The organism is Fulvimonas sp. R45, from assembly GCF_030504985.1.
Classification (GTDB): domain Bacteria; phylum Pseudomonadota; class Gammaproteobacteria; order Xanthomonadales; family Rhodanobacteraceae; genus Rhodanobacter_A.
Genome location: NZ_JASERU010000015.1, coordinates 73920 through 91348, shown reverse-complemented (window position 1 = coordinate 91348; position 17429 = coordinate 73920). Strand labels below are relative to the sequence as shown.

Genomic DNA, 17429 nt, shown 5'->3' with positions numbered 1-17429 from the left:
ACGCAACATGCGTCCGCGCGCGGATGCGGATGCATGCCGCAGGCGGCACCGCGACTCGGCTTGCGGACCCGCGATGCGGTTCGCGCGCGCACCGCGGCGCGCAGCGCATGTCGCGCACGCAGCACGAATGAATACGTATGCAAGGCGGTGCAGGGCGTTGCGGGGCTGCGGCTAAGCTGGGCGCCCATTCGTCGGCGCGCAAGCGCACGCGCCCGATCTTCGTCGTGGAGTCCCGTTCAATGAGCGCAGCACCCTGGTGGCGCGGAGCCGTCATCTACCAGATCTATCCGCGCAGCTTCCTCGACACGGACGGCGACGGCGTGGGCGACCTGCCGGGCATCATCGAGCGCCTCGACTACGTGGCCAGCCTGGGCGTGGACGCGATCTGGATCGCGCCGTTCTTCACCTCGCCGATGGCCGACTTCGGCTACGACATCGCCGACTACCGCGACGTCGATCCGCTGTTCGGCACCCTGGCCGACTTCGACGCGCTGCTGGCGAAGGCGCACGCGCTGGGCCTGAAGGTGATGATCGACCAGGTGCTCAGCCACACCTCGGCCGAGCACGCGTGGTTCCGCGAAAGCCGGCAGGGCCGCGACAACCCGAAGGCCGACTGGTACGTGTGGGCCGACGCGCGCGAGGACGGCGGCCCGCCGAACAACTGGCTGTCGCTGTTCGGCGGCAGCGCATGGCAGTGGGAGCCGCGCCGCGGGCAGTACTACCTGCACAACTTCCTCGCCTCGCAGCCCGACCTCAACTTCCACCACCCGGCGGTGCGCGCCGCCGTGCTCGACAACGTGAGGTTCTGGCTCGACAAGGGCGTGGACGGCCTGCGCCTGGACGCGATCAACTTCTGCTTCCACGACGCGCGGCTGCGCGACAACCCGCCCAAGCCCAAGGACAAGCGCCTCGGCCGCGGCTTCAGCCCGGACAACCCGTACGCCTTCCAGTACCACTGGTACAACAACACCCAGCCGGAGAACCTGGGCTTCCTGGAAGAGCTGCGCGCGCTGCTCGACGAATACCGCGACGTCGCCGCACTGGGCGAGATCTCCTCCGAGGACTCGCTGGCGACGATGGCCGAATACACCCGCGCCCGCCGCCTGCACATGGGCTACAGCTTCGAGCTGCTCACCGACGATTTCAGCGCCGCCTACATCCGCGACACCGTGCGCACGCTGGAAGCGCAGATGACCGAGGGCTGGCCGTGCTGGGCCATCTCCAACCACGACGTCGAGCGCGTGCTTTCGCGCTGGGGCGGCGGCCGCCCGCCGGCGGCGCTGGCCAACCTGCTCACCGCGATGCTGTGCTCGCTGCGCGGCTCGGTGTGCGTCTACCAGGGCGAGGAACTGGGCCTGACCGAGGCCGAGGTGCCCTACGAGGCGCTGCGCGATCCCTACGGCATCGCGTTCTGGCCGCAGTTCAAGGGCCGCGACGGCTGCCGCACGCCGATGCCGTGGAACGACGACGCGCACGGCGGCTTCAGCCGCGGCACGCCGTGGCTGCCGGTGCCGCCGGAGCACCGCGCGCTGGCGGTGGCGCGGCAGGAGGCCGACCCCGCTTCCACCCTCAACGGCTTCCGCGCCTTCATGCGCTGGCGCCACGGCCAGCCGGCGCTGTGCCGCGGCGACATCCGTTTCCTGGACACCGCCGAGCCGGTGCTGGCCTTCCTGCGCGGCGTCGGCGAGGACCAGCTGCTGGTGGCGTTCAACCTGTCGGGCCGCGCGGTGGACGCGCCGCTGCCGCTGCCGGACACGCTGCCGCTGCTCGACGGCCACGGCCTGCCGCAGGGCCGGGTGGATGGCGGACGGCTGCAGCTGCCGGCCTATGGCAGCGTGTTCGCCCGGCTCGACACCGCGCAGCGGCGCGTCGTCGAGACCGGGGCGGTGGCGGTGTGAGGTCCGTGGCGCCCTGGCACAGCCGGGCAGCGGGTGTCGCGGGTCCCGGGTCCAGCGGCTTTCCAGCCGTCCATGCTGGGCCTAGGGGCGCTGGCCATTAGGCCGTTGCGTCAGTAGCGAGCCGTTGACCGTTCGCGCCGAGCGCAGCCTGCGCAGCAGGCGAAGTCGAAGCGCAACCTCGCGGCGGGCATGTCCTTCGACTTCGGCCTGCGGCCTACGCTCAGGACGAACGGGGACGACGAGCCTCGTACCGCGAACGGCGAGCGGCGAGCGGTAAACGGTAACGGTAAACGGCAAACGGCAAACGGCAAACGGCAAACGGCGAGCGGGAACGGGATCGCGCCATTCGACGCCGGATCATCCGGACCATTGAACGGCCGCACCGCGGCCACGAGGGGAGAGGAACGACATGCAGGCAACGGGGCAAGCGACGGGTGACGCGGTGGCGCTGCCGCTGGACGAGCCGCCGCGCGGCACCACCGCGCGGGTGGTCACGATCGTGGCTGCGGCCGCGCTGGGCGGCTTCCTGTTCGGCTTCGACACCGCGGTGATCAACGGCGCGGTGGACGCGCTGCGCCAGGGCTTCGGGCTCGGCGCCGGCTGGACCGGTTTCGCGGTGTCCTGCGCGCTGCTCGGCTCGGCGCTGGGCGCGTGGTACGCGGGCCGGCTGGCCGACCGCTACGGCCGCGTGCGCACCATGCAGGTGGCCGCCGCCCTGCTCGCCGCCAGCGCGCTGGGCGCGGGGCTGGCGCACGGCGTGGCGACGCTGGTGCTGTGGCGCGTGGTCGGCGGCCTCGGCGTGGGCGTGGCCTCGGTGGTGGCGCCCACCTACATCGCCGAGGTGTCGCCGGCCCGGCTGCGCGGCCGGCTCGGCTCGATGCAGCAGCTGGCGATCGTGCTCGGCATCTTCGTGGCCCTGCTCAGCGACGCCTGGCTGGCCGGTGCGGCGGGCGGGGCGGAACACCCGCTGTGGCTGGGCCTGCCGGCGTGGCGCTGGATGTTCCTGGCGATGCTGCTGCCGGCGCTGGTCTACGGCGCGCTGGTGCTGGGCGTGCCCGAGTCGCCGCGCCACCTGGTGGCGAAGCGCCGCCCGGGCGACGCATTGCGCGTGCTGCGCCAGGTGCTGGGCCTGGCCGACGAGGACGCGCTGCAGCGCAAGCTCAGCGAAATCGAGCAGAGCCTGCGCCGCGAGCACGCGCCGCGCTGGCGCGACCTGCTCGGGACGCGCGGCGGGCTGCTGCCGGTGGTGTGGGTGGGCATCGCGCTGTCGGTGTTCCAGCAGTTCGTGGGCATCAACGTGATCTTCTACTACTCGTCCACGCTGTGGCACTCGGTGGGCTTCAGCGAGGCGGATGCCTTCGCCATCACCGTGGCCACCTCGGTGATCAACGTGGCGGTGACGCTGGTGGCGATCGCCCTGGTCGACCGCGTCGGCCGCAAGCCGCTGCTGGTGGTCGGCTCGGCCGGCATGGCGGCGACCCTGGCGCTGATGGCGTGGTGCTTCGCCCAGGCCAGCGGCAGCGGCGCCGCGCTGGTGCTGCCCGGCGCGTGGGGGCCGCTGGCGCTGGTGGCCGCCAACGCCTACGTGATCTTCTTCGGCCTCAGCTGGGGCCCGGTGGTGTGGGTGCTGCTGGGCGAGATGTTCCCCAACCGCATCCGCGCGATGGCGCTGGCGGTGGCCGCCGCGGCGCAGTGGCTGGCCAACTTCGCCATCACCAGCAGCTTCCCGGCGATGGCCGGGCTGAGCCTGCCGTTCGCCTACGGCGTCTACGCGGCCTTCGCGCTAGCCTCGCTGCTGTTCGTGCTGCGCTTCGTGCGCGAGACGCGCGGGCTGGAGCTGGAGCAGATGCGCGGCTGAGCGCGCGGCGCCCGGCCGATGCGGCGCCGGGCCGCCGTCCTGCTAGGATCGCACCGGGGCGGCCGCCGCGCTCGCGGCCGCGGGTGTCGGCCGCGTGAGATCCTGCTGGCGTGAGCACGAAGAAGAAAATCACCTCGTTCGACATCGCCGAGCTGGCCGGGGTCTCCCAGTCCACCGTCTCGCGCGCGCTGCGCGGCAGCCCGCTGGTGAACGAGGAAACCCGCCGCCGCGTGCAGTCGGCGGTGGAGACGCTCAACTACACCGTCGACAAGAACGCCTCCAACCTGCGCCGCAAGTTCTCCGGCACGCTGGCGCTGCTGTTCTTCGAGGACCCCGCGCCGGACGATTCGCACATCAACCCGTTCTTCCTGTCCATGCTCGGCTCGATCACCCGCGCCTGCGCGCGGCAGGGCTACGACCTGCTGATCTCCTTCCAGCAGTTCTCGCGCGACTGGCACGCCGACTTCGCCGACAGCAAGAAGGCCGACGGCCTGATCCTGCTCGGCTATGGCGACTACCTGGCCTACTGCGACCGGCTGGAACGCCTGCGCGCGCACGGCACCAGCTTCGTGCGCTGGGGCGCGGTGCTGCCGGGCCAGCCCTACGTCACCTTCGGCTGCGACAACTACCAGGGCGGCCGCGAGGTGGCCGAGCACCTGGCCGGGCAGGGCTGCCGGCGCATCGCCTTCCTCGGCGACGCCTCCAGCCACTACCCGGAATTCTTCGAGCGCTACCGCGGCTACGCCGCCGCGCTGGAGGAACGCGGCCTGGCGGCGGACCCCGCGCTGCAGGCCGACGCGGAAAGCAGCGAGAAGGCCGGCTACGAGGCGATGCGCAGCCTGCTCGAGCGCGGCGCGGCGTTCGACGCGGTGTTCGCCGCCAGCGACCTGATCGCCGTCGGCGCGCTGCGCGCCCTGGCCGAGCGCGGCCTGCGCGTGCCCCGGGACGTGGCGCTGGCCGGCTTCGACGACATCCCCATGGCCGGCTTCGTCAACCCGCCGCTCACCACCGTGCGGCAGGACACCAAGCAGGCCGGCGAGGCGCTGGTCGACAACCTGCTGAAGCTGATCCACGGCGAGCCCGCCGAAAGCGCGGTGCTGCCGGGACGGCTGGTGGTGCGGCAGTCCAGCATGCGCGGAGCGCCGCGCGCACCGGCGAGGAAGCGCGCCGCGAAGCGCTAGCCGGCATCGCCCGGGCCGGCGGCCCGGCTGCGCCGGCGTTCCCGGCGGGGCCGGCGCACCACCCGCAGCCGGCCGCTGTAGCCGCCACCGCAATAGAAGTGTTCCGCATCCGCGTCGAGCCCCGACACGACCGTGCCCGGCGGCATCTCCAGCGCCTCCAGCGGCGTGCCGGTGGCCGGGTCGATCCGGCGCAGCTCGCTGGCGTCGTCTTCCCAGGTGGCGTGCCACAGCTCGCCGTCGACCCAGGCGACGCCGGTGACGAAGCGGTTGGATTCCAGCGTGCGCAGCACCTTGCCCGTGTCCGGATCGACCTGGTGGATCCTGCGCTCGCGGTACTGGCCCACCCACAGCGTGCCCTCGGCCCAGGCCAGTCCCGAGTCGCCGCCGCCGCCGGGCGCAGGCAGGGTGGCGAGGACTTCGCCGCTGTGCGGATCGACCTTCTGGATGCGGTCCTCGGCGATCTGGAACAGGTGGCGGCCGTCGAAGGCGGTGCCGGCGTGCGCGGCGACCGCGAGCGACGGCCGCCGCTCCCCGCTGGCGGGGTCGATGGCGTCGAGGCGGTCGCCGCTGGCGAGCCAGAGCTGCTCGCCGTCGCAGCACACCCCGCCCACGCGGTCGATGTCCGGGTAGGGGCCGTATTCGCGGAGGACCTCGGCCTTGGTTCGTTTCATGGGCGTGCTCCGTGCTGCGGATCGACAGCGCGCATCCTAGTCGCCCGGCAGCGGCGCGGGGAGTAACAGGGCCGTCGCGAATCCCGGCATCGGCGGCGTCGTCCAGCGGCGGGCGCGGCCGTGGCCGAGCGGCTGCGCCTTGCCGTCCGCCGCCAGCGCGTCGAGCGCGCGCTGCACGCTGCGCTGGCTGGTGCCCAGCGCCAGCCCCAGCGCGGAACTGGACCAGGCTTCGCCGTCGGCGAGCAGGGCCAGCACCGCCGCGTGCGCTTCCTCGACCGGCCGCGCCAGCACCACCACGTCGGCGGCATGGCGCGGCAGCAGCACGAAGCCGTGCCGGGTCGCGCGCAACCCGGCCACCTCGCGCAGCAGCCCACGCAGCCGCCCGATCTCGACGCGCAGCCGGGCGCGGTGCGTCTCGTCGATGTAGTGGGTGCGGAAGGCCTGTCGGATCAGCGCCTCGCGCGGCGCGTCGTGCGGCCAGGCCTCGCCCAGCATGCGCACGAGCGCGAACAGCACCGGCCGCGTGGCGAGCGGAATCGTGGCGCCGCCCGCGTGCACGGCATGGCGGCACCCATCCACCACCAGGGCGCCGGAGCCGAGCAGGGCCTCCACCTCGTGCAGCCGCAGCGGCAGTGCGGTGTCCTGCGCGACCCGCCGCGCCGCCGGCGCGTCCAGCGCCCGCGCGGCCTGCTCGACTTCCGCCATCAGCGCAGGAATGCGGGCACGGCGCGCGGCCTCCGCGGCACGACCGAGCGCGGCCTGTGCCGTCCGCGCCTGCACGCGCCGCAGGGCGATGCCCGCCTGCAGCAGCGCATGGATGGCCTGCAGCGGCGGCGGGCCGCGTGCGGGATCGAGCGCGTCGAGCGCGCGCCCGGCCTCGTCGATGCGCCCGAGCAGCAGCAGGCGGCGGATGCCCAGGTAGCGCGCGTGCGCCGCGTTCGCGCGGTCGTCGTGCGCCTCCAGCGTGGCCTGCGCCGTTTCCAGCGCGTGCGTCGGCCAACCCAGTTCGCGCGCGGCCAGCGCCACCTCGGCCTCGGCCACCACGCAGCGCGCGCGGGCCACCGCCTCCTTCGTGCCGAAGGCGCGCGCGGCGCGGCGCAGCAGCGCCTTGGCGCGTTCGAAATCGCCGAGCTGGGCCAGCGCGATGCCGCGCAGCGCCAGCGCGGGCGGGTCGTCGCGCAGGGCGACGCGGTTCAGCGCGCCCAGCGGATCGCCCGTCGCCAGCGCGCGGGCCGCGGCGGTGATCAGCGAATCCATCGGCTCATTCCGCCGTGCCGCGCGGGCAGGGCGCAGGCGTTGCGAATCCCGCCACGTTTGTCACTCCCGTCGTCCGAGGGGCTGGCCGCAGTCTATCCCACGGCCGCCAGGCGCCGGCGACGACCGGCGATGGCGCGACACGGACACGAGGAGAAACGACATGAAGAAAGTCGCTGTATGGGGTTTCAGCTGGGTACCGCCCTTCGCGCAGGGTCTGGTGCGCGACCTGCGCGTGCGCTGGGCGCTCGAGGAAGCGGGGATCGCCTACGAAAGCCGGTGGATCGACACCGCCGAGCGGAATGCCGCGGTGTACCGGAGCAGGCATCCCTTCGGCATGGTGCCCGCGCTCGACGTGGACGGCGAGACGCTGATCGAATCCGGCGCCATCGTCCACCGCATCGCCGGCCAGTGCGAGGCGCTGATGCCGGCCGGGCTGCGCGAGGAGACGCTGGCCTGGATGTTCACTGCGCTCGATACCGTCGAGCCGCCGCTGTGGAACCTGTTCGTGCTGGACCGGCTGCACGAGGGCGAAGCGTGGGCGGCCCTGCGCCGCCCGGGCGCGGTGGAGGAGGCGGAGGCCCGGCTGGCCGCGCTGGCCGTCTGGATGGACGGGCGCGACTACCTGCTGCACCGCTTCACGGCCGCCGACATCCTGATGGCGACCGTGCTGCGCTTCGTCCGCCACACCGACCTGGTGGCGCAGTTCCCGCCGCTCGATGCCTACCTGAAGCGTTGCGAGGCGCGGCCGGCGTTCCAGGCGGCCGTGCGCAACCAGTCGGCCGGCTACCTGCGCAACGCGCCGGCCGCCGCCTGAACCGGACAAGGGAGCGATGCCATGACCCGCAAGACCGGAACCCGCGAAGAATGGCTGGCCGCGCGGCTGGCCCTGCTGGACGCCGAGAAGGAGCTGACCCGGCGCGGCGACGAACTGGCGCGGCGGCGCCGCGAATTGCCGTGGGTGAAGATCGACAAGGCCTACCGTTTCGACACCGACGGCGGCGAGGCCACGCTGGCCGACCTCTTCCAGGGGCGCTCGCAGCTGCTCGTCTACCACTTCATGTTCGGGCCCGACTACGCCGCCGGCTGCCCGTCCTGCTCGATGATCGCCGACGGCTTCAACGGCTTCGCCGAACACCTGGCCCAGCACGACGTGATGCTGTGGGCCGTGTCGCGCGCGCCGCTGGCGAAGCTGCAGGCGTACCGGCGGCGCATGGGGTGGACGTTCCCGTGGGCGTCCTCGTTCGGCGGCGACTTCAACGCCGACTTCAGCGTCGGCTTCAGCGCGGCCCAGCAGCACGACGAGGGCATCGACTACAACTACCGGCACGAAACGCCGCTGCGCGAACGCGCCAGCGGCCCGGTCTCCTGCTGCGCCGCCGCCTGCGGCACCGATGCGGCGACCTTCCTGCGCGAGCGTCCGGGCATGAGCGCGTTCGCGCGCGAGGACGGCGCGGTCTACCACACCTATTCCACCTACGCGCGCGGGCTGGACGGCCTGTGGGGCGCCTACCAGTGGCTGGACCGCGCGCCGCTGGGGCGCAACGAGGACGGCGTGTGGTGGCGCCGCCGCGACGAGTACGGCCGGCCGTGAACCGGGCCGCCGCCCGCGCCGGCATGCCCGCTCCGTCGCCGCGTGCGGCGACGGAGCGGGTCGCGCGGCGGCGGTTCGCCGGCGTCGCGCTGCTGCTGGCGGCCGTCGGCGCGGCGGCGACGGTCGCCGGCTGCACCGGCATGCCGGCGACGGCCGCGCTGCCGATGCCGGGCGGCTGGATGCTGTCGATGGCGTGGATGCCGCTGTGCGGCCGCGGCTGGCTCGATGCCATGGCCGGCTTCCTCGGCATGTGGACCGCGATGAGCGTGGCGATGATGACGCCGGTCGCCGCGCCCGCGCTGTGGCGCTACCGTCGGGCCGTCGCCGCGGCCGGCGGCATGCATCCGGACCGCCAGGCCGCGTGGGCGGGCGCGGCCTACCTGCTCGCGTGGACCGCTTGCGGCCTGGCCGTCTATCCGTCCGGCCTCGCGCTGGCCATGGCCGTGACGCGCTGGCCGACGTTGGCGCGCGCCGTGCCGTTCGCCGCCGTCGGTGTCGTGCTCGCCGCGGGCGCGATGCAGTTCAGTGCGTGGAAGGCGCGCCGGCTCGCCTGCTGCCGCGGCCTGGCGGAATGTGCGGCGGTCGGCGCGGCCGCGGCCTGGCGCAAGGGCCTGCGGCTCGGCCTGCACTGCGTCGCCTGCTGCGCGAACCTGCTGGCGGCGCTGCTCGCCCTCGGCATCATGGACCTGCGCGCCATGGCCGTGGTGACCGCGGCCATCGCCGGCGAACGCCTCGCCCCGGACGGCCCGCGCGCCGCCCGGCTCGCGGGCGTGGCCGTCGCCGTCGCCGGCCTGTGGCACTGATCACGAAGTCACGACGCCTTCTTCTTCATCCTCGAATGTCCGTCGTGAACCGGTGAGCCGCTACGCCCATGGGTGCCGAAGACAACAGCCGGCGTGCCGTCTTGCTGGTGGAGGACGACTACCTCATTGCCGACGCCATGGGCGCCGCGCTGGACATGGGAGGCTGGCGGGTCGTCGGTCCCTTTCCGGGCATCGACGCCGCGCGGCAGGCGCTGGACGAAGGGCATGCCGCCGACGTCGCCGTGCTCGACGTGAACCTCGGCGGCGAGCGCGTCTTCCCGCTCATCGACCGGCTGCTCCGCGACCGGGTGCCCGTCGTGCTCACCACCGGCTACGACCCGGAGGCCATTCCGCCGGCCTATGCCGCGCTGCCGCGCTTGCAGAAGCCCGTGCAGGCCCGCATGCTCATCGGCTGCCTGGCGAGCCTGCTCGACCGCTGACGACGCGCCGCCCAGGTGCGTGGCCCAAGGCGGTGCCGCCCGGGAAGGCGGGAGGAAACCGATGAACGCAGATCTCGACAACCCGTCCCTCGCCATGGCATCCGCGCCTTCGCCCGGCGCCGACCCGGCGCTGGCGTTCCTGCCCGGCGGCGGCGAACTGGGCAGGCTCGTCCGCGCCCACGACTGGTCGGCCACGCCGCTCGGTCCGCCGGCGCAGTGGCCGCAGAGCCTGCGCACGGCGGTCGGCACCTGCCTCGACTGCTCGTTCCCGATCGTGAGCTGGTGGGGCCGCGAGCTGGCCCTGATCTACAACGACGCCTACACCTCGATCCTGGGCAACAAGCACCCCGCCGCGCTGGGCCAGCGCGGCGAGGACTGCTGGCGCGAGATCTGGCCGCAGATCGGGCCGATGCTGGGGCGCGTGCTGGACGAGGCGCAGCCGTACACGGCCAACGATCTGCTGCTGATGATCGAACGCCACGGTTACGCCGAGGAAGGCTACTTCTGCTTTTCCTACAGCCCGATCCGCGACGAGCGCGGCGAGGTCTGCGGCGTGTTCTGCCCGGTCATCGAGACCACCGAGAAGGTGATCGGCGCGCGCCGGCTGGAAACGCTGCGCGAGCTGGCCGCGCTGCGCCGTGCCGAGAGCGTGGAAGCCGCCTGCCGCCAGGCCGTCGCGGTGCTGGCCCGGAACGGCCGCGACATCCCGTTCGCGTACCTCTATCTGCTGTCCGACGACGGCGCCGCGGCGACCCTGATGGGCGCGACCGACGGGTCCGGCGACCGTGCGGAGATCCCGCTCGACGGGTCCGGCGCATGGCCGTTCGCGGACGCGCTGGAGGAGCCGCGCCTGCTCGAGGACCTGGCCGGGCGGCGCCTGCCCACCGGTGACTGGTCCGAGCCGCCGCGGCAGGCGTGGCTCGCGCCGGTGATCCTGCCCGGCGGCCGCGCGGCGCGGGCGATCCTCGTGGCCGGCCTCAACCCGCACCGCCGGCTCGACCCGTCCTACCGGTCCTTCCTCGAGCTGCTGGTGGCCCAGGTCGGCTCCACCATCGCCGACACCCTGGCCTACCAGGCCGAGCGCAGGCGCGCCGAGGCATTGGCGGAGATCGACCGCGCCAAGACGCGGTTCTTCTCCAACATCAGCCACGAGTTCCGCACGCCGCTGACCCTGATGCTCGGTCCGCTGGAAGACGCCCTGGCCGGCCCCGGCCTGCCGGAAGCCGAGCGCGACCGGCTCGACATCGCGCGGCGCAACGCGTTGCGCCTGCTCAAGCTGGTCAACTCGCTGCTCGACTTCTCGCGCATCGAGGCCAGCCGCGTGCAGGCCGCGTTCGAGCCCACCGACCTGGCGGCCTTCACCGCCGACCTCGCCAGCAACTTCCGCTCGGCCTGCGAGAAGGCGGGCCTCGGTTTCGACGTCGACTGCTCGGCGTTCGCGGCAGTCGCCCACGTCGACCGCGACATGTGGGAGAAGATCGTCCTCAACCTGCTGTCCAACGCCTTCAAGTTCACCTTCGAGGGCGGCATCGCCGTGCGCCTCGCCGTGGTGGACGGGCAGGCCGAGCTGACCGTGCGCGACACCGGCGTCGGCGTGCCGGCGGACGAGCTGCCGCGCCTGTTCGAGCGCTTCCACCGCATCGAGGGCCAGCGCAGCCGCACCTACGAGGGCAGCGGCATCGGCCTCGCGCTGGTGCAGGAGCTGGTGAAGCTGCACGGCGGCACGATCCACGCCGACAGCGCGCCGGGCCGCGGCACCACCTTCACCGTGCGGCTGCCGCTGGGCGCGGCGCACCGGCCGGAAGGCGGCGTGGAGGGTGGCCGGAGGCTCGCGTCCACCTCGATCCGGGCGACCGCCTACGTGGAGGAAGCGCTGCGCTGGCTGCCGGACGAGCCCGCTGCCGCGCCGCCGCCGCATGCCGTGACGCTGGTCGCCTCGCTGCCCGGCCCGGACGCCCGCGTCCTCGTCGCCGACGACAACGCCGACATGCGCGCCTACGTGCGCGGCCTGCTCGGCGGGCGGCTCGACGTCGAGACCGTGGCGGACGGCCAGGCGGCGCTCGCGGCGATCCGCCGTCGCCGTCCGGACCTGGTGCTGGCCGACGTGATGATGCCCAACCTCGACGGCTTCGGCCTGCTGCGCGCCATCCGCGGGGACGAGGCGCTGCGCGGCATGCCGGTGATCCTGCTCTCCGCGCGCGCCGGCGAGGAAAGCCGCATCGAAGGCCTGGCGGCGGGCGCGGACGACTACCTCGTCAAGCCGTTCTCCGGCCGCGAGCTGCTCGCCCGCGTCTGGGCGCACCTGCAGTTGCTGCGCGTGCGCAGGCAGGGCGAGGACGAGCTGCGCGCCAGCGACGAACGCAACAAGGTGATGGTGGCCGAGCTGCAGCACCGCACCCGCAACCTGCTGGGCGTGGTGCTGTCCATCACCGACCGCACGCTGGCGCGCTCCGCCTCGTTCGAGGACTTCCGCACGCGTTTCCGCGAACGGCTGGAAGCGCTGGCGCGCGTGAACGGCCTGCTGTCCCGGCTCAGCGAGCAGGACCGCATCACCTTCAGCGCACTGATCCGCACCGAGCTGGCCGGCCTCGGCATCACCGATGGCGGCGGCCACGCGGGGCAGGTCCGCCTGGCCGGGCCCGACGACGTGAGGCTGCGTTCCTCCACGGTGCAGACGCTGGCGCTGGGCCTGCACGAGCTGGCGACCAACGCGCTGAAATACGGCGCGCTGTCGCGGCCGGAAGGGCGGCTGTCGATCGACTGGTCGGTGCAGCGCACGGCGCAGGGCGAGCGCCGGCTACGGCTGGAATGGCGCGAAAGCGGCGTGCCCGTCCGGCTCGACGCGGACAAGGAGCCGGCGCGCAAGGGCTACGGCCGCGAACTGATCGAGCGCGCGCTGCCCTACCAGCTCAAGGCGGAGACGAGCTACGTCATCGCACCCGAAGGCGTGCACTGCACCATCACGCTGCCCATCTCGAGCACCGCGGCGGATTGAGCCCATGCGCGGGCGCGGCGGCCGGTGCATGGGTGCGTCGCTTGCCGGCGGTTCACCCCCGCGGCGCGATGCGCCATGATGGCCCACGCACGGCAACCCTGTTCCTTCCGACTACCGCCGCCAAGGATCCGCCCACGATGAAACGGTTCGCCAGCCACCCCCGCCGTGGGGCTTGGGTCGCCTTCGCCTGCCTGTTCGCCCTCGCCGCCGGGGCGCGCGCCGCCGACCACGCGCAGGACGTCGACCCGTTCATCGGCGTGGATGCGGACGGCGAGGTCTTCCTCGGCGCCACGGTGCCGTTCGGCATGGTCAAGCTCGGCCCGGACGTGCGCAGCTTCGACGGCAAGCCGTACAAGACCGGCTACCACAGCACCGGCGAGGTGGTGGGCTTCAGCCACCTGCACCTGAGCGGCGGCGCGGGCAAGTACGGCAACATCCTGCTGGCCCCGGTCACCGGCGCGCTGGATCCGGCGGACATCCATTCGCCGCGCAGCGACGAGGACGCCGGCGCCGGCTACTACGCGACCACCCTCAGCCGCTACCGCACCCGCGTCGAACTCACCGCCACCCGCCGCACCGGCCTGCACCGCTACACCTTCGCCGACGCGGGCGACGCCCACCTCACCGTGGACCTGCAGCACGCGCTCGGCGTGGGCACCGGCGCGGAGGACCAGCGCTTCCTCGGCGGCGACGTCGAGGTGGTGTCCGACCACGAGATCGAAGGCGTGGGCCGCTACATCGGCGGCTGGAACGAAGGCGGCGAATACCGCGTGTACTTCTACCTGCGCACCGACACGCCGGCGCCGGGCGCGCGGACCTGGCTCGGCCACAAGCTCGATGCCGCGCACCACGCGCACACCGATGCCGACGAGGACATCGGTGCGTCGCTGGACTACCGTGTCGCCGCCGGCCAGGCGATCCAGGCCAAGGTCGGCATCTCCTTCATCAGCGTGGCGCAGGCGCGCCGCAACGCCGAGCAGGAAATCCCCGACTGGGATTTCGCCGCCGTGCGCCAGGCGGCGGTGGCGCAGTGGAACCGGGCGCTGTCGCGCATCGAGATCCACGGGGCCGATGAGGTGGAACGGCGCACGTTCTACACCGCGCTCTACCACACCATGATGATGCCCTCCGACCACACCGGCGAGAATCCGAAGTGGTCGTCGAACGAACCCTATTACGACGACTTCCAGGCGATCTGGGACACCTTCCGCAGCGACGGCCCGCTGCTCACCCTGATCGCGCCCGAACGCCAGCGCGACATCGTGCGCTCGCTGATCGACACCTACCGCCACGCCGACTACATGCCCGACGCCCGCGTCGGCAACGACAACGGCCGCACCCAGGGCGGCAGCAACGCCGACGTGCTGGTAGCCGACGCCTACGTGAAAGGCCTCACCGGCATCGACTACGCCACCGGCCTCGAGGCGATGCTGAAGGACGCCCAGGTGCCGCCGGCCGATCCGCGCAAGCACGGCCGCGGCGGCCTGGATACCTACAACACGCTCGGCTACATCGCCCAGCCCACCGAGCGCGCCGGCTCGCGCACCGTCGAATACGCCTACGACGACTTCGCCATCGCCGAACTCGCCTGCGGCCTCGGCCATGCGCAGGAAGCGAAGCGCTACGCCAAGCAGGCCGGCAACTGGGCCAACCTGTGGGACGCCTCGCTGGAACAGGAAGGCATCAAGGGCTTCCTGCGCCCGCGCAACGCCGACGGCCGCTGGGCCGCGCCCTACCTGGTCAAGCGCGGCACCTGGCCGGACTTCTTCTACGAAGCCGACCTGTGGACCTACTCGTTGTACGCGCCGCAGGACGTGCGCCGGTTGATCGACCTGGCCGGCGGCAAGCAAGCCTTCGTGCAGCGCCTCGACCATCTGTTCGAGCGCGGCCACTTCGACATGGGCAACGAGCCCGGCTTCCTGATCCCCGACCTGTACCTGTGGGCCGGCCGCCCCGACCGCACCGCCGACCGCATCATCGACCTGCTGCGCCGCGACTTCAGCGACAGCCGCGCCGGCATCCCCGGCAACGACGACTCCGGCGCCATGTCCAGCTGGTACGCCTTCCAGTCCATGGGCTTCTACCCCAACGCCGGCCAGGACGTATACCTGATCGGCACCCCCTCGTTCCCCGAGGTCGACATCGACCTCGGCCACGGCAAGACCTTCCGCATCGTCGCCGACAACTTCCGCCGCGACCGCCTCAACCGCTACGTGCAATCCGCCACGCTCAATGGCAAGCCGCTGGACACCGCCTGGTTCCGGCACGGGCAGATCGCCGACGGCGGCACCTTGCGGCTGGTGATGGGCTCGAAGCCTTCAGGCTGGGGGACGAAGACGCCGCCGCCTTCGTTGTCGGATCCGGGGTTTGGGTTGTGTGTGGAGCGTGGTGATGCCTACTAACACTGCTGGACTGGACAAATTTGAGATAAGAATTGGGCGACGCTATGGTCGGTCAGAAGCGGTCGTTCGAACAGTGCACCCTGACCCAGGCTTTGGCTCCGGCGCTTGAGATTCATCCAGAAAAGCACGGTCGCAGCCTCTGCGATCACCAAGGGGCAAAGTCCGCGCCCTTTGGCGCTGGCCTTAGCAACCCAGCCGTGTCAGAGTCCTAGGTTGCTGCGCCGTTGGTGCCGCAAAGTGCATGTCGCAAAAGAGATTCATTCATGGCTGACTCGATCGCTCCTCTCTTCCCTACGGCTGTAATAGTGCAGCAGGGCCGAGTTCTAGATTTCATCGACGGCAGAACCCAGCGCGTCGAAACACCCGAAGAATATGTTCGCCAAGAGATTTTAAAGTCACTGGTTAGGGAATACGACTATCCGAAGTCAGATGTTGCAGTTGAGTTTGCCCTTCGCTTGGGAAGTCGCAAACCTCGCGCTGACATCGTCATTTTTGAAGAGGATGAAGGCCACGAGCAAAGTAATGCTTACATTATCGTCGAGTGTAAAGAGAAGAAAGTTAAGGCTACAGACAAGAAAGAAGGGGTTGGTCAGCTTCAAAGCTATATGGCAGCTTGTCCTAACGCTATCTATGGAATGTGGACAAATGGTTTGGAGCGTTTCTGTTACCGCAAGCTCGAGAGCCGTGGAAAAATTCGTTTCGAAGAGATTCCTGATCTCCCCAGCTTTGGTCAGACCGAGGAAGATGCCGAGCGCCCACAATTTGAACAATTGAAGCCGGCTTCATCTGACGCTCTATTGTTCGCTTTTCGGCGTTGTCACAACTACATTGCTGGCAATCAGGGGTTGCAGAAACCGCAAGCATTCTGGGAACTCTTGAAGCTAATCTTCGCCAAGATTCACGATGAACGTGAAAGTTCAGAAGTTCAGTTCTATGCGGCTGCTAATGAACGAAACAGCCTGAACGGCCAATTGAAAGTTAAAAGGCGAATCGAAGAGCTTTTCAATGCCGTTAAAGCAGATTATCCGGCAATCTTTCAGACCAATGACGTCGTAGCTTTAAATCCCACGGTTTTATCCTACATTGTTTCTCAGCTTCAAATGTATTCTCTTCTGGAAAGCGATGTCGATGTAAAGGGTCATGCTTACGAGGAGATCGTAGGGTCTAATTTACGTGGTGACCGCGGAGAATTTTTTACGCCTCGCAATATTTGTGAGATGGCAGTCAACATGCTCGATCCACGCGAGGGTCAAACTATTTTAGATCCGGCATGCGGAACTGGGGGGTTTCTCATATCCGCGATGAATCATGTTATAGAGAAAATTAGAGCGTCTGAACGCGAAAAATGGAAGGGGGATCTTGCACGCGCCGAAGCGAAGATTCCTGCTCGTATCGCAAAGTTTGCTGGTAACTCGATTATTGGCCTTGACTTCAATCCGGAGCTTGTAAAAGCCACTAAGATGAACATGGTCATGAATAACGACGGAGCTGGCGGTCTTTTTCAGGCCAACTCCTTAGCAAGCCCGGCGACTTGGGAAGAAAAGCTTCGCAAAAGAAGCCTCATTGGAAATGTGGATCTGATCTTTACCAATCCACCTTTCGGATCAAAGATACCGATAGATGAACCCTCAATCTTGGAACAATATGATTTGGGTCACTCTTGGACATATAGTGCAAGCCAAGATAAATGGGTCAAGGGTTCCAGCGTTCAAAAATCTCAACCGCCTGAAATTCTATTCATTGAGCGGTGCGTCAAATTTCTTAAGCCCGGGATAGGACGTGTCGCAATGGTATTGCCAGATGGAATCCTCGGCTCTCCCGGCCTCGGCTACGTCCGTGACTGGATTCTCCGGCATACACGCATCCTGGCTTCGATTGATCTCCATGCAGATACCTTTCAGCCGAATGTCAGCGTTCAGACCAGCGTTCTTATTCTTCAAAAGAAGACGGCGGAAGAGATTGCGATTGAAACTGCAGCGGATGCTATGAACGACTATCCAGTGTTCATGGCTCTTGCGTCTCATGTTGGACACGATAAGCGTGGAAATAAAACCTATGTCCGCGATAAAAGAGGCAATGAGATCGTCCAGGAGACGGAGGAAACTATCCGCGAATACGAGTCCGGTAAGCCGGTTTATAAAAAGCAGAAAACCTTCCAAAAAGTTGTGGACGACAACACTATTCAGATCGCGCAGGCATTCCGCAAATGGCTATCCGAGCAAAGCTAAGCGCTCCGCGCGAAGGTCAGACGATCTGGCCTTGGCATAGCGCTAAATGGACTGCGATCTCTGCGTCTACGCTCAAGCGTGGCGATCGAAGGATGGAGGCAGCGA

12 protein-coding genes are annotated in these 17429 nt (G+C 69.6%); 10 read left to right on the top strand and 2 right to left on the bottom strand.

Translation table 11 applies throughout. From position 1 onward, the window contains the following. The first annotated feature begins 239 nt into the window (after positions 1-239). From QMK61_RS13545 to QMK61_RS13535, 3 genes are all read left to right on the top strand, one after another. Entirely contained in the window at positions 240-1898 is a 1659-nt protein-coding gene (locus QMK61_RS13545; protein WP_302072753.1) for an alpha-glucosidase, read from the top strand. Between the two features lie 409 nt (positions 1899-2307). Next, entirely contained in the window at positions 2308-3756 is a 1449-nt protein-coding gene (locus QMK61_RS13540; RefSeq protein WP_302072752.1) for a sugar porter family MFS transporter, read from the top strand. A 110-nt stretch (positions 3757-3866) separates the two neighbouring features. Beyond that, positions 3867-4937, top strand: a complete 1071-nt coding sequence (locus QMK61_RS13535; protein ID WP_302072751.1) for a LacI family DNA-binding transcriptional regulator — start codon at positions 3867-3869, stop codon at positions 4935-4937. On the opposite strand, the gene QMK61_RS13530 is transcribed toward QMK61_RS13535, so the two are convergent. Together QMK61_RS13530 and QMK61_RS13525 are read right to left on the bottom strand one after the other, a co-directional pair. After that, positions 4934-5608, bottom strand: coding sequence for a PQQ-binding-like beta-propeller repeat protein (locus tag QMK61_RS13530; RefSeq protein ID WP_302072750.1), 675 nt, complete (start codon positions 5606-5608; stop codon positions 4934-4936). The two genes, QMK61_RS13535 and QMK61_RS13530, sit on opposite strands and share 4 nt — an antisense overlap. Positions 5609-5644: 36 nt before the next feature. Further along, on the bottom strand, positions 5645-6865 hold the full coding sequence (locus QMK61_RS13525) for a helix-turn-helix domain-containing protein (RefSeq protein WP_302072749.1): 1221 nt from the start codon (positions 6863-6865) through the stop codon (positions 5645-5647). A gap of 160 nt (positions 6866-7025) precedes the next feature. Here QMK61_RS13525 and QMK61_RS13520 point away from each other — a divergent pair, with 160 nt between their 5' ends. From QMK61_RS13520 to QMK61_RS13490, 7 genes are all read left to right on the top strand, one after another. Further along, a complete protein-coding gene (locus QMK61_RS13520; protein ID WP_302072748.1) occupies positions 7026-7679 on the top strand; it encodes a glutathione S-transferase family protein in 654 nt (217 codons plus the stop codon). A gap of 21 nt (positions 7680-7700) precedes the next feature. Next, positions 7701-8456: a DUF899 domain-containing protein gene (locus tag QMK61_RS13515; protein ID WP_302072747.1), complete on the top strand. Its 756-nt coding sequence runs from the start codon at positions 7701-7703 to the stop codon at positions 8454-8456. Continuing rightward, positions 8453-9259, top strand: coding sequence for a DUF2182 domain-containing protein (locus QMK61_RS13510; RefSeq protein ID WP_302072746.1), 807 nt, complete (start codon positions 8453-8455; stop codon positions 9257-9259). The genes QMK61_RS13515 and QMK61_RS13510 overlap by 4 nt, the downstream gene beginning before the upstream one ends. A 68-nt stretch (positions 9260-9327) precedes the next feature. Next, complete coding sequence (locus tag QMK61_RS13505) at positions 9328-9699, top strand: response regulator (protein ID WP_302072745.1); 372 nt, start codon at positions 9328-9330, stop codon at positions 9697-9699. A 61-nt stretch (positions 9700-9760) separates the two neighbouring features. Next, positions 9761-12694 carry an ATP-binding protein gene (locus QMK61_RS13500; RefSeq protein WP_302072744.1) on the top strand — a complete coding sequence of 978 codons (2934 nt, stop codon included), beginning with the start codon at positions 9761-9763 and terminating at the stop codon, positions 12692-12694. A gap of 137 nt (positions 12695-12831) precedes the next feature. Continuing rightward, a complete protein-coding gene (locus tag QMK61_RS13495) occupies positions 12832-15096 on the top strand; it encodes a GH92 family glycosyl hydrolase (protein ID WP_302072743.1) in 2265 nt (754 codons plus the stop codon). Between the two features lie 263 nt (positions 15097-15359). Next, positions 15360-17324: an N-6 DNA methylase gene (locus QMK61_RS13490; RefSeq protein ID WP_302072742.1), complete on the top strand. Its 1965-nt coding sequence runs from the start codon at positions 15360-15362 to the stop codon at positions 17322-17324. Positions 17325-17429 lie beyond the last annotated feature (105 nt).